The following is a 12,866-nucleotide window of genomic DNA, read 5'->3' as shown; positions in this document are numbered from 1 at the left end:
TCAACTGCCTGCTTTCTAATAAAGTGTGTATCGTTTGGACTGCTGTTCAAAAGGTCTAGCCCTGCTGCAGCTTGACGGAATATGACCTGCCATTATATTGAAACTTAATCATACCGTTATCTAACATAAACTGTTTCATTTGCGTCTTCTGTTCCTGTTTAAAGGAATATACATATACCTCATATTCATAGCTGCCATCGCCGTCAGGACGCTGGCTCACCGATACATATAGCTTGTCCTGTTCCTCGATTCCCCAACTATAGAAGTAACCGCCTGCGGCACGAAAGGAGAGAATCTCAATATTATCCGCCGGATCGCTAAGATAAATGGTGAAAGGCTCCAGCGGAATACCAGCCGGATCAGTACCTTCCCCCTCCATTGGGGGAGCAGGTGACCAGACGATCCCGGTTGAGGTTGCCGCCGCAAAATTACAACGCTTCGTCGCAACATTGTGGCCTGGGAAGAAATAAGTCGTTCCTTTTAATTGAATAGAAAGTGCATTTGATTCCGCCGCTGAGTTAGACGGTCCGGGAACAGCCGGTATGACGGAAGCGCCAGGATTAGCTTGGGCCACCGTGAAACGAAAGGTGACGAAATGGACGAAGAATCAGCTGAAAGATTACCGGCAGCCGCTGGCTGGCTACTGCAGGCTGACAATAAGCAGGACATTGTTAAGAATCCCGTTATAAGAGGGATCGGTTTAAAAAGCATGCTGGAGTCTCCTTATCTTTCGTGAAGTTCTTTAATCTATATATTATAAGTCTTACAAAGCTTGAATAGTCTCAATTTTGATAATTTTCCTCAAATTATGACTATAAATTACATTTTTCTCCTCTCAGATATCTTTGTAATGCAACTGCAGATGGCGATACACCTAAATCCAGGCTTCCGCTTCGCTCAGGAGGGGATAACCAAAGCACGGATCTGCGAAAAACTCTCAAGCCTGCGCAAATGCCGAGCATATTCTGCTGGCCCCAAGCGAATCATAATCCTGCTCACCCTGCGCCAAGGTACTATACACAAACATTAATTCTATGATCGTTTCTCTCAGGCCGTCATCCTTTTTATAGGCATTATAACAAAATAGTCACAGAACCTTCTCTTACCCACCTTCTCATTACCTCTAATTAGCATCTGGTACTAAGTAAAGTGCTATACTATAGAGTATGGATATACCATTACGTTTATATAGGAGAGGTTCATTTGGACAATCAGCATTGGATCGCACCGGAATTCTACAATCTGACTTCGGAAATGGAACAGCATCCTTCCGATAAGATTGCGCTTAAATGGTTGCATGAGGATGGCGGGTACGAGGAAATTACCTACGGGGAGCTGCTAGGACAAGCTAACCGGCTTGCCGGCGGCCTTAAAGAACTCGGACTTCAACAAGGTGACCGCGTGCTGGTCATGGTTCCGCGCCGCATTATTGCCTACGCAATCTATCTCGCCTGCCTGAAGCTCGGGCTCGCCGTTATCCCTTCCTCCGAGATGCTCCGGGCGAAGGATTTATCCTACCGCCTGCGCCATTCGGAAGCGAGAGCTGTAATCGTCTGGTCTGAAGTTACCGCAGAAGTTAACAAAATCGCCGAAGATCTGCCGGCCTTGGATTACCGTCTCTCCGTATCCGGAAATGAAGATGACCTTGCTGAAGGCTGGATCAGTTTGGAGAGCCTTATGGCGGACAAGCCGGATACTTTCCCGGCCGTAGCCAGCCGCCGCGACGATATTGCCATCCTTGCTTATACCTCCGGCACTACCGGCAACCCTAAAGCCGTAGTTCATACACATGGCTGGGGATATGCACATCTGCGGATCACCTCGTCCCTATGGCTGGACATCCGCGAATCAGATACCGTCTGGGCAACTGCAGCACCGGGCTGGCAAAAATGGATCTGGAGTCCGTTTTTAAGTGTACTTGGCAATGGAGCCACCGGTTTTGTCTACAATGGTCCATTCCATCCGGACCGGTATCTGCAGCTGCTTCAGGATCAAGCCATTCAGGTATTATGCTGCACTCCGACGGAATACCGTTTAATGGCCAAAACGGAAGGGCTGCCGCAATATGACCTGTCCAAACTGCGCTGTGCCGTATCCGCCGGCGAACCTCTGAACGAGGAGGTCATCCGCACCTTCCAACAGCATTTCGACATTACCATCCGCGACGGCTATGGCCAGACGGAAAGCACGCTGATCATCGCTGCGTTGAAGGATCAGCCTATCCGTGTAGGGTCCATGGGCCAATCCATCGCGCCGGGCATTGTCGAGGTGATTAACGAGGAAGGGCAGCCGGTTCCTGCGGGTGTTGTCGGCGATATCGCCGTGCATTTGAGCATGCCTGCCCTGTTCCAGAACTATTACAAAGACCCTGAACGCAAGGCGAATTGCTCCCACGGGGAGTATTTTGTCACCGGAGACCGGGCACGCAAAGATGAGGATGGCTATTTCTGGTTTGAAGGCCGGGGAGACGATATCATCATCAGCTCAGGCTACACCATCGGTCCTTTTGAAGTGGAAGAGGCCCTGATGAAGCATGCCATGGTTAAAGAATGCGCAGTTGTGGCCAGCCCTGATGAGATCCGCGGCTCGATCGTAAAAGCCTTTGTCGTACTGAAGGACAATAGCGCAGGCACACCGGAGCTGATTAAGGAATTGCAGAGTCATGTCAAGGAAATGACAGCCCCTTATAAATATCCGCGCAAAATTGAGTTCATCACAGATCTTCCGAAGACTACTTCCGGCAAAATACGGAGAATTGAGCTGCGGGAGCAGGAGAAGCGGTCTGTGCAGGGGTAATGGATTTAAGTATCGTATCAGTGTGTAAACCTAACAAAGAGCAGCCCGGAACCGGGCTGCTCTTTGTTGCAGGTATAGTATCTATTTTATCATTCGGACTGCTTAACGCAGCAGCGACATCAACGATTAACTGAACCGAAGCCCTTGCCCATCGTATTCCTCATCCCCGCTCCGCGTTTGACAGCCAATAGCATAAAAACAAAAACCAACCCAAGCACAAGCGTTGTTACAAGACTTCCCTCTACTCCAAAATCTCCTCCAGTCATCCAATCGGCACCCGTTAATTTCAGCGAATACAACCCATGTGGTGTATTTCCGCTGACTGCGATGCCCAGTACATACCCTTGAAACAGATTCCACGAGATGTGCAGGGCTATCGCAAAATATAAGTTTCCTGTCCGGATGACCATCGTTGAGAAGATAAGGGCTATCAACACAATATTAAGAAAGCATATCCCGTTGTAGCCCGGATTGGCCATATGCGCCAGTGAGAACAGTACTGAGGTGATGGCTACGGCCCAATAAAGGCCCACGCGACTAGCCAGCAGATGCTGAATAAATCCTCTGAACAGAATTTCTTCGCAGATTCCAGCTATGACTGCGGTGATGACCAGATCAACCATATCTAGCCGCATAAATTGAGGGTTGGCCCACTCCCCCTGAAAGGTTGCTGAGCCGAACCCCCACAGCAGCAGAGAAATACATGTCAAGAGTAGCATTCCGCTAATGAATCCTTGAATGAATCTGGCTCCGTCAGGCCGCGGGAGTCCAATAGAGATTAAGGGAAGTTTATGCAGGACACGTACCGTAAACCATACGGTGATCAACATATAAAGACCATTTGATTTGAATATCCGCACCCAGCCGTCCTGGTCGAACCATTGCCGGGAATCCACCCGCAGCGAGACCCCAAATGAGACAATCATTGTAATAGCAAATATTGCCGCTGTCAGCAGCAGTATCTCCCATCCTGCTCTGATTTGGCGGTTTTTATTTCTAAATAGATTATGCATTTAACCTGCACCTTCCCTTTACCAGTCTGTCCATTAGACGGTAAAAAAGGAAGAAAACCTGCAACAGATTTGGATTATTCCGCCCAATATTCCGCAGCCGGATTGAGGACTGCACCTACCTCGCCTTCTTTAACCAAATCGCAGTCGAGATAACCTTCCTCATCTAAAAAATAAACTTCCTGCTTATAGAATTCGCATAACGTCTCCAGAAATTTCTGCGGTGAATCATACATCACAACCAGGTCGCCGTAGTCATGCAGCAGGTCGCAAATCCGCTCCGTTCCGTCAGTGGACCGGTAGTAGCAAATAAAGTCGCTGCCGTAATTGGTCAAGATCGGAAGAATCACTCCGTCTGTCCGGTGGCCCTTCTCCTCCAGAATGCCTGCCAGCACCTGCATTTCCTGCTTATATTCCTTGATATGAATCAGCCTGTATCCCGGTATGAACTCAACCAGGCTCGGTTCTTCCTCATCGCTGCCGGTACCGGAAACCGCGCTGTAGATTACTTCTAGAAGCTCCGGCACTTCGGGTACGATACTGCTGATTGAAGAGTTACCGTCTTCCGGACGGCTTCCCAGGCTGGCAATATAATTGGGGCGCAATTCCCCGGAGAGCTTAAGAAATTCCTGAAATTGCTCAAAGAGCGGTTCGGTTGATGGGTTAGTGTTCATGTTGTCATCCTTTGTGTAATTGATATAGGAAAAGATTGCTGCTGCAATGTTCCGTTCTCTTCCTCTTGCCACCTTACTATATATCCGCCGGGCTTAGCAATGGAGTGGCGGCTGGAACTAAAAACGAAAGAGCCAAGGACTTGTCCAGTCCTTGGCTCCCCGCTATATTACTGCTAACTATTTCGTCGCTGAAATCCACAACTTCTCCAGCCATTGATCGAAATCCTCGCCCTTCTCACCTTCGTAAGCATCGTAGACGTCGATTCTCATCTTCTTCAGCTTTTCCTTGAACTCTTCATACGAATGGTCTTTAGGGAGACTCTTCTTGATGCGCAGCGCAATCTTGGATACGCCTCTGAACAGCTCTGCCTTATTCTTCGACGGCACCTTCACATCTTCGCCGAAGGCTTTCAGCTTCTCATACGCAGCTTCTTGAACGGTATATACAGGATCGCTAATCATCAGGCGATTCAGAATATCGATAATTTGTTTGTGCTTCGTCTGTCCCAGCTCTTCCACTGCAGCAAGACGCGCTCTCCAATCCGCCGAACGGCCGGCGGCTTTCTTCAGCTCCTCGTAATTCTCGGGCAGCTCTTGGTTCACTTCTTCATTATTCAAACGATACAATCCCCTTCTTGGTTAAATCTGCTGATAGTGCAATTCTACCGTACTGCACTCCTTGATTTCAATCTTTTGGCCAAACATTAATACGCCGTAAAAAAAATCCTGCAGAATCGCCTTCGTCTTCTATAGATTGCAGACATCTTCGATGTGCCTTACGCCTGATACCAGCGCGGAATGACTCTACTGAAATAATCATAATCCTCCAGCGCCATCCTGCCGCGGGTCATCATGCATTCAATGTCGGCTGCCCCAAAGGGGATCGACCACTTAATCGAAAAAAGCGAGCTGTAGGCCACGTACAGCGCCTGCCTGTTCCAAAATTCCTCTGGAGGCGTCCCTTCGAAATATCCTTCAAGCTTGCCTACGGCAAACGGAACGCTCCGGTCTCTGTCAAAAAACTGCAGCTTATAGAACTCTTCAACATAATCTCCGTTATCCCAGCGGTTAAAGTCAATTACTCCAATCCCGCCTTCAGGAGTGTAGATGAGATTGCCCATGTGAAAGTCCCCGTGCTGGTAGACCTTTTTCACATTATGGATAAGCCCGATATTTTCTTTTACATAAGCAATAGCTTGCTCATCGCCCTCCAAATGATACGGGCAGTCTTCGTATTCTTTGATCCGGGCCAGAATCTTCGCCTGCATCTGTACTTCCCATTGAGGAAGGTCATTGCTATTCGGGATGGAGTGCATCAGCTTCAATATCTTTCCCGCCTCCACGCCAAGCTCATACTGTTCCTTAGCCGTTAGCGTAAGCAGACAGTCCTCCAGCGGACGACCCTCTACCCACGTCAGCAGCATATAGGTATACCTGCCTTGGCCGCATGTTCCGAAATCAATCACCCGCGACATCGGAAAATCAAGCTCATTAAACAGCTTCACAAGCTGATGCTCTGCCTGCTTCCGCTGGAAGGCTTCAATGTCTGAGATCCTCAGCAGCAGCTTGCGCCCGGCCTCATCCTCGACATAATACTTTTTATCCTTCGACCAGCCCTTAAGTACTGGTTCAACGATTGTCCACGATTCCGCCCCGTGAATTCCGCTTAGTTCCTCATGCAATTCCCTCTCCCCCTTAAGCATTAATGTTCCTCTCCAAGAACCCAGTTTACACATAAGCAGCCTAATCCGGCTCAACCTTTTTTAACCGCTAAGATAATAAGATAAATCTAGAAGACAGAGATTCCCCAAACAAGCTTCTACTTATAACTATTTTTTTCGCCAGTTCAGGCAACATCAGTGTCGCTCTCCTCTTCTTGTGGCATCGGATAAATATCTTAACATAAATGGACGCTACTGGAAATGCAGTATTAACTGGCCAAAATCAGAATTATCTACTCGAAAAGTGGGGGATCTCATTTCCCTGTAATGGATGAAAGTGGTAAAATATTTGCGCAGACGGATTCACTGCAGTCCTAATCTTTTCGAAATAAGAAACAGGAGAAGGAGGGTGGTAATCATTCCGGCAGTTATTGCAGCAGGCTGCATTGCGGTCCTTGCATTGGTTGGACTAGTCTTGAGATTCCTACAGGTACGGAAGCAGATGAGCGCCTGTGAGATCATATTTTCTGAGCGTTTGGCTAACTTCTATGGTCTTTCTTCCCTAGGCCCAGGTCAATTCCGCGGAAACGGCTGGCTGGCCTTGACCAAAGATTCCCTGATGTTCAAGATGTATTTTCCAGTCAAAAGCTTAACCATTCCTCTCGAAACGATAAACAGGGTGGAGGCCGTACGTACCCATCTGGGCAAAACCGGAAAAGCGGGTTCCTCCCTGCTCCGTATCAGCTATCTCTCTGGAGAGCACGAAGAAGCTGCCGCCTGGAACGTGGACCATACCGCACAATGGATCGAAGGGATTAGGGCAAACGGTAGAACAGGCCTCTTTTCCCGGGAAGGAAATCGGCATCCATAAAGAGGCATCCGGGTGCTCTACAACGAGATGGAGAATGGTAAACACGTCCGACAGACTGCTTCCAGGGTTTGAATTTTCATTGTGGATTTGGGCAATCATAGAGTTTCTTATATGCTTCTATTGCACATTGTATGTTTAATTAAAGACATGCCCAATGTAAGTGCAATGCGCATCTCCAACTTAAAAATTGACAAATTTCGGATGACGGTGTTACGCTCACAATGCGTTCTTTAAATAGAACAAATCCGCCAACGGATCTGTTCACATTCCACTAAGGAGAGTCTCTATGACTGACCGGTATACCCTTGATAAAAGGAGCTTATCTAAGGAAGTATTACTTCTTCTTGCACTTCTTAAAGCTGACAGCATCGATGATATGGCGGAGCGGAATCCGGAGCGGTTCGCGGATATCGACTGGGAGCTGATGATCCGGCTATCGCTGCATCACCGCGTTTATCCTTTTTTATATCCCAAGCTTAGCCGCATGCAAGGTGAATCTGTACCGTCGTTGGTTACCCAGCGTTTGAAATGGGAGTACCGCAGAAATACCGTCCAAATGCTTCAGCTCAGCGGTGAAATGGGGAATATCGGCGAATCGCTTGCCCGGCTGAATATCCGTTCTCTGTTTCTGAAGGGTCCGGTGCTTGCACAGGATTTATACGGTGATATCTCGCTGCGCACCTCGCGTGACCTCGATTTTATTGTGCCGATGGAACAGCTGACCGAGACGGAAGCATTGCTGGTCTCTCTCGGTTACGTGAAAGAAGAGGAATTCGAGAGCATATTGGGAGACTGGAAGTGGCGCGAACATCACAACACCTTCAATCACCCCGCCAAAAACATCAAGGTTGAGGTTCATTGGCGATTAAGTCCCGGGCCTTCTAAGGAGCCGGATTTTGATGAGCTTTGGAAACATGCACGGACAAGCAGCCAGCTCGGACAAAACGTCCATTACTTGGGCAGGGAGGATTTGTTCCTGTTTCTGGCTGCGCATGGGGCAAGGCATGGCTGGTCGAGGCTGAGATGGCTGTTGGATATCAAACAGCTGCTTCTGCAAGAGCCCGACGCCGGCGTGTTGACCGGGCTGCTCCGGCGTTATAATTACGACAGCGTTGGTGGGCAAGCCTTGATCCTCGCGGCGGATTTGCTGGAGGCGCCGATTGCTCCCGGTCTGTCCGGGTTGACGGACAAGCCGAAGGCTCACCGGTTGGCACAGCTTGCACTCTTTTATGTGGCACGTATGGTTAATCTGCACAATCCGCCCCTGGAGCCCGAGGTGGAGCGGCATTACAAATACTATCAGCCGGCGATTCTTACGCCGTGGCATCAGTTCCTGTATGCAGCGGGCTTCCTTTATCCTTACGCGGTGGATGAGAAAACGCTGCCCCTGCCGAAGCCACTGCATTTTCTTTATTTCCCCCTACGCCCCTTCTTATGGACTTGGCGGAAACTAACCGGCAAAGAGAATTAACATATTTACATAAGTGTGATAAGGCAGCTGCTACAGGGCGGGCCAAATACAATTGTACAACGTGGACGGAGATACACGCCTGTGGCTTGGGTTTGGCTTTGGGTTCATAGTGCGGTTCGAGTTCATAGTGCGGTTCGAGTGCGAGTACAGGTGGGAGTTCGGGTTCCACCCTTTGTTTGGTTAGTTGTATTTCGTGCAGTTATAATACAGCTTTTCGTGTTCGATATGGATATAATTGCACTCCTTACATCTATTTTGAGGAATTCAGCTAAAAGTGAGCAAATTCCTGTTTTTAGTTGCACAGACTACATCTAACTCCTAAAAACGGCCGCCGCGGCACCAAATAGCTGCAGTAACTACATCTAACTCGGCTGCTGTCCAAATCAAACCTTCATCTATATAAGCTAACCTTGGGATTGCGGCGGAGTGATGATTTCGCGTGCTTAATCGGAGGACGGCACAAGAGAAGTATGTGTGTGGCGATGGGTGAGCAGGGTATCGCGTGTGTGAGGCGTTGGGTGAACTGAGTTTTGAGTGAGCGGAGTACCGCGTGTGCGGGGCGTTGGGTAAACCGATACATAAGTGCCGAGCATTGGGTGAGTAAGCATTGCGCGTGCCCCAAATTGTGTGTGTCGAACACCCAGTGCCCATATGCGGAAGCTGAGCTCTGTTATAGCGTCGATGGGCTTAGAGAGCATTTTCACTATTTATAGTAAGAACTATCAAGGAATCTGGTGTACTTCATACACTAGATGTCAGGAGAAAATAAAGTTCTATATAGATTGAACTTATAATTCTTCTATTTTGGGATTGGCCGTGACTATAGAGAATGTTTGGACTTCCGGCCGCTGTCACTCCTCCAATTCCATACTTCCCCTCCGCCGCTTTTCCCTAAATGTATATTCTCAAGTTCAATCTATATAGACTGAAAAATAAAGTATTGGACTGACGATGCTTCATTAAGCTAACCGGCAGTTTGAAGTAACAAGAGGCGAACACAATGATAAGTATTTCAGATACATCCCTCTTGGCAGCATCGAAAATATCCTTTGCATCTAAAGTCCACAGATCTGATGACAACGGAAGTCGAAGATGATGAATAGCTTCGTCTATCACTCTACGGAGGGGTATTAAGCAAACTCGCTTATCAAGCTTTATGAGAGGGATATGCGAGTGCGTGGATTAGGAGTTAGGCGAAACCGCTTGAAATAATAAATAATCATGGAGGGACACACTGATGATTGTTCAACAATTCAGATCACATATATATGAATTATTTGGTCAATTGCTTATAGACTTTAAAGAAGATGAAGAGTATGGTTTTTGTAATTTTTCATTGAATAATTATGAAAGAATTGGTTATGCAACAAATATTACTCCTGAGATAGTCTTGCAGGCTGCTGAGAAGAATGTCCATTTAATAGTTACCCATCATGATGCATGGGATTTTGTTTATGGGATGAAGGAGCAGTGCATAGAGTTATTAAAAGAACATAATATTGCACACTTCTATATTCATTTGCCATTGGATTATATTGATTTTGGAACATGCAATTCATTACTTAAACTGCTAGGAGTCAGTAAAGTCGTCCAACAATCTCGTCATTTCGAAGGTCATAGTGCAATAGGTATTGGGGAGTTTGACTCTCCAATACCATTAGAGAAATTGGTAGAAAAAATGACTTGTTTATTGGGTGAAAAAATATATTTTCAAAAGAATAATAACAAAGAAATTAAGAGAATAGGTATGGTCACAGGTGCAGGTAATGGAACAAATCAGTTGAGAGATGCTATGAATAGTAATTGTGATGTTTACATAACTGGTGAAAAGACACTCTACACAATTCAATATGCTAAGTTCATAGATATGAATATTATTGTTGGAAGCCATACCTTTACTGAGATATTCGGAGTAAAGTCTTTTGCTCAAAAACTTCAAGAGAAATTTAAGGATATAGAAATATTACAACTACATGAAGAACATTTCGAAGTGACGGGATAATAAATAGAAGTGCAAGTTAAAGAAAACATGATCGTAATTCAAGGAGCTTGTCCATGCTGTGGATATAAAACTTTAGAACTTAAACCACCAGGAACTTATGATATTTGCGAAATATGTTTTTGGGAAGATGATGGCGTTCAACTAGATTCCTTTCTTTTGGAGCTCAACTAGCATTCTGTTGTATTTCGTACACTAGATTTCTCAAATATAGCTGCATATCGGCGGTTCTTCGAAATTTGACTGCACAAAGTGCAGTAGAACCGAAATATACCTGCTTTCGGTGGAATTCTGCTGCACAAAGTGCAATCATTTTCAAGCTTCATGCCAAATTGGCTGATAAATGTGACACCAAAAGCCCCTCCCTGCCGATTTCGGTAGAGAGGGGCCATGCTATTTGTCTATTTGTCTATTCGTTCATTCGTTCATTCGTCCAATTCGTTCTTTCATCCATTCGTTCATTCGTCCATTCGTCTACTCATCTATTCGTCCATTCGCCCTGTCATCTATTTATCCCTCTAAGATATCCCAGTCGTCAACAGGCCTCGCCAGCTTCAACCCGAAACTGTGCGTCGCCTACATCGCCTCTTCCTGACTGCTGAGCAACCGGCTGAACATGCCCCCTTTTTCTGAGGCCAGCCCGCCGAACACGCCCTGCTGGATGACCCGCCCCTGGTCGATGACCAGAATCTGATCGGCTCCCCGGATGGTGGACAACCGGTGGGCGATCACGATTACCGTCACGGAATGCTTTAGCCGCTCGAGCGCTTCCTGAATCCGCTTCTCGTTTTCGGTATCGAGCGCGCTTGTTGCCTCATCCAGGACCAGGATGGAAGGCTTGCGGATAATCGCGCGTGCCAGCACCAGACGCTGCCGTTCGCCGCCGGACAGGCGGATGCCCCGGTCACCGATCAGCGTATCCAGTCCTTCCGGCAGCTTGCGGACAAAATCGGCCGAAGAAGCAAACTCCAGCGCTTCCCACAGTTCTTCCTCGCTGGCATCCGGTTTGATCATCGTCAGATTATCGCGGATCGTCGCGTTGTACAGAAAAGGATCCTGCGCTACATAACCGATGGAGCGCCGGTAAGACAGGAGGTTGTCTCCTGAAATGGACTGACCGTCGGCCCAGATCTCGCCCGATTCCGGCTGCATCAGGCCCATGAGCAGATCGACTAGCGTGCTTTTTCCTGCGCCCGAACGTCCGACAATCGCCGTCATCTTATTAGCCGGAATCACCACATTTACCCCCTGGAGCGAATATTGCGGCTCCTGCTGATCATAACGGAAGTTCACGTTCCGGGCTTCCAGGCTTTGCTTCAAAGCCATAGGTGTAACTTGCTTCGCAATTTCCCCTTCCGCACCGTGTTCAGCAGCCTGCCGGCATTCTTCCTGCAGCGCCTGAAGCTGCTTGAAGGAAGGCAGGACAGAGGCGAGCTGCTCCATCAGCGACTGAAGGGCAGCAAAAGTCGGCCACAGCCGGGCAAACACGAGGATAACCAGCAGGAAAGATGGGCCCTCCGCGTGCAGAAACCGGAAAGACACGAAGATAAACGCAGCGATCAGGAGCGTCGACGACATTTTGTACAGCAGCTGGGAATTCGAGCGCAGTCTTGTATAGTCCAGCTGCTCTTTTTTGACCTCAGCGGTAAACCCATGAAGCCAGTCCAACCGGGAATGCTCCAGATTATTGCTTTTGATATCCTTGATTCCGTTCAGTTGGTCCGTGATTCCGGCTAGATACATCTGGCCGAGCTGGGAGCTGCGACTGCCCAGCCTCTTGGCTTTGCGGATGAATCTGCGGGAGAACAAGGACAGCAGGACCGCACATACCAGTACAGAGAGAGTCATCTTAGGGGACAGCCAGAAGGCGAAGCCGATCTGCACCAGTGTGAACAGGAGCGAAGTGAGAAACTGCAGAAAACAGCTGATTCCAGCGAGCACCCTCGCCATTTCCGTGGTCATTACGTTGATAAGGTCCGAGGTGCGCTTTTTGAGGAAAAAGGCCCACTCTGACCGCAAAAGTGCGCTGTAAACATCATACCGCAGCTGCCGGCTGTAGCTCTGCTGAATCTCCACATTACGGACCGCGACGAAACGCGAAATCAAATTTTGACAGAGTACGATAAAGACATACCCGCCGAGCACAATCCCAAGCGCCGTCGTCTGCGGCAGCTCTGACAGGAAACCGAGCATAGGTATACTGTACCCCGCTCCTGTTCCGCCTAGCTGAATCCCGGCCATTCCCAGCATCGGTACAAGCAGCAGAATGGCTGAGCTCTCCAGCAGTCCGCTGATGACCATGCCAAGGAGGTTAAGGTACAGTTTGACTCCGGACAAGCGCTGAAGCTGCCGGATGTAATAGATTATGGCTTGCATGGTCCCAC

Annotated in this window: 10 protein-coding genes and 1 pseudogene; 5 read left to right on the top strand and 6 right to left on the bottom strand. The window is 48.1% G+C overall.

Features of this window, described 5'->3' with window-relative positions; all coding sequences use genetic code 11:
* Positions 1 to 55: 55 nt before the first annotated feature.
* Positions 56 to 574, bottom strand: coding sequence for a hypothetical protein (locus H70357_RS35655; protein WP_156130811.1), 519 nt, complete (start codon positions 572 to 574; stop codon positions 56 to 58).
* A gap of 680 nt (positions 575 to 1,254) precedes the next feature.
* Here H70357_RS35655 and H70357_RS04025 point away from each other — a divergent pair.
* Positions 1,255 to 2,796, top strand: coding sequence for an acetate--CoA ligase (locus H70357_RS04025; protein WP_052092437.1), 1,542 nt, complete (start codon positions 1,255 to 1,257; stop codon positions 2,794 to 2,796).
* 119 nt (positions 2,797 to 2,915) lie between these two features.
* Here H70357_RS04025 and H70357_RS04020 read toward each other — a convergent pair whose 3' ends face one another.
* The 4 genes from H70357_RS04020 to H70357_RS04005 form a co-directional block, all read right to left on the bottom strand.
* Complete coding sequence (locus H70357_RS04020; protein WP_038586042.1) at positions 2,916 to 3,809, bottom strand: CPBP family intramembrane glutamic endopeptidase; 894 nt, start codon at positions 3,807 to 3,809, stop codon at positions 2,916 to 2,918.
* Positions 3,810 to 3,883: 74 nt separating this feature from the next.
* Positions 3,884 to 4,480: a hypothetical protein gene (locus H70357_RS04015; protein ID WP_038598577.1), complete on the bottom strand. Its 597-nt coding sequence runs from the start codon at positions 4,478 to 4,480 to the stop codon at positions 3,884 to 3,886.
* A gap of 177 nt (positions 4,481 to 4,657) precedes the next feature.
* A complete protein-coding gene (locus H70357_RS04010) occupies positions 4,658 to 5,098 on the bottom strand; it encodes a HEAT repeat domain-containing protein (RefSeq protein ID WP_038586039.1) in 441 nt (146 codons plus the stop codon).
* A gap of 158 nt (positions 5,099 to 5,256) precedes the next feature.
* Complete coding sequence (locus H70357_RS04005; RefSeq protein WP_038598574.1) at positions 5,257 to 6,162, bottom strand: aminoglycoside phosphotransferase family protein; 906 nt, start codon at positions 6,160 to 6,162, stop codon at positions 5,257 to 5,259.
* A gap of 388 nt (positions 6,163 to 6,550) precedes the next feature.
* On the opposite strand from H70357_RS04005, the gene H70357_RS04000 reads away from it, so the two are divergent.
* From H70357_RS04000 to H70357_RS34970, 4 genes and pseudogenes are all read left to right on the top strand, one after another.
* A complete protein-coding gene (locus H70357_RS04000; protein WP_038586037.1) occupies positions 6,551 to 7,012 on the top strand; it encodes a hypothetical protein in 462 nt (153 codons plus the stop codon).
* A gap of 286 nt (positions 7,013 to 7,298) precedes the next feature.
* Positions 7,299 to 8,483: a nucleotidyltransferase domain-containing protein gene (locus tag H70357_RS03995; RefSeq protein ID WP_038586034.1), complete on the top strand. Its 1,185-nt coding sequence runs from the start codon at positions 7,299 to 7,301 to the stop codon at positions 8,481 to 8,483.
* Between the two features lie 1,237 nt (positions 8,484 to 9,720).
* Entirely contained in the window at positions 9,721 to 10,485 is a 765-nt protein-coding gene (locus tag H70357_RS03990) for a Nif3-like dinuclear metal center hexameric protein (RefSeq protein WP_038586032.1), read from the top strand.
* A gap of 27 nt (positions 10,486 to 10,512) precedes the next feature.
* A pseudogene (locus tag H70357_RS34970) lies at positions 10,513 to 10,632 on the top strand (CPCC family cysteine-rich protein); the annotation flags it as partial.
* 426 nt (positions 10,633 to 11,058) lie between these two features.
* Here the strand turns inward: H70357_RS34970 and H70357_RS03985 are convergent.
* Complete coding sequence (locus H70357_RS03985) at positions 11,059 to 12,858, bottom strand: ABC transporter ATP-binding protein (protein WP_038586031.1); 1,800 nt, start codon at positions 12,856 to 12,858, stop codon at positions 11,059 to 11,061.
* Between the last annotated feature and the right edge of the window lie 8 nt (positions 12,859 to 12,866).

The organism is Paenibacillus sp. FSL H7-0357 (assembly GCF_000758525.1).
Taxonomy (GTDB): Bacteria; Bacillota; Bacilli; order Paenibacillales; family Paenibacillaceae; genus Paenibacillus_AQ.
This window is presented reverse-complemented; position numbering and strand designations above follow the sequence as displayed.

Bases quoted from the DNA above. Each gene is read 5' to 3' on its own strand.
- H70357_RS04020 (WP_038586042.1), bottom strand. From the start codon at position 3,809: ATGCATAATCTATTTAGAAATAAAAACCGCCAAATCAGAGCAGGATGG.
- H70357_RS04025 (WP_052092437.1), top strand. From the start codon at position 1,255: ATGGAACAGCATCCTTCCGATAAGATTGCGCTTAAATGGTTGCATGAG.
- H70357_RS03985 (WP_038586031.1), bottom strand. From the start codon at position 12,858: ATGCAAGCCATAATCTATTACATCCGGCAGCTTCAGCGCTTGTCCGGA.
- H70357_RS03990 (WP_038586032.1), top strand. From the start codon at position 9,721: ATGATTGTTCAACAATTCAGATCACATATATATGAATTATTTGGTCAA.
- H70357_RS03995 (WP_038586034.1), top strand. From the start codon at position 7,299: ATGACTGACCGGTATACCCTTGATAAAAGGAGCTTATCTAAGGAAGTA.
- H70357_RS04015 (WP_038598577.1), bottom strand. From the start codon at position 4,480: ATGAACACTAACCCATCAACCGAACCGCTCTTTGAGCAATTTCAGGAA.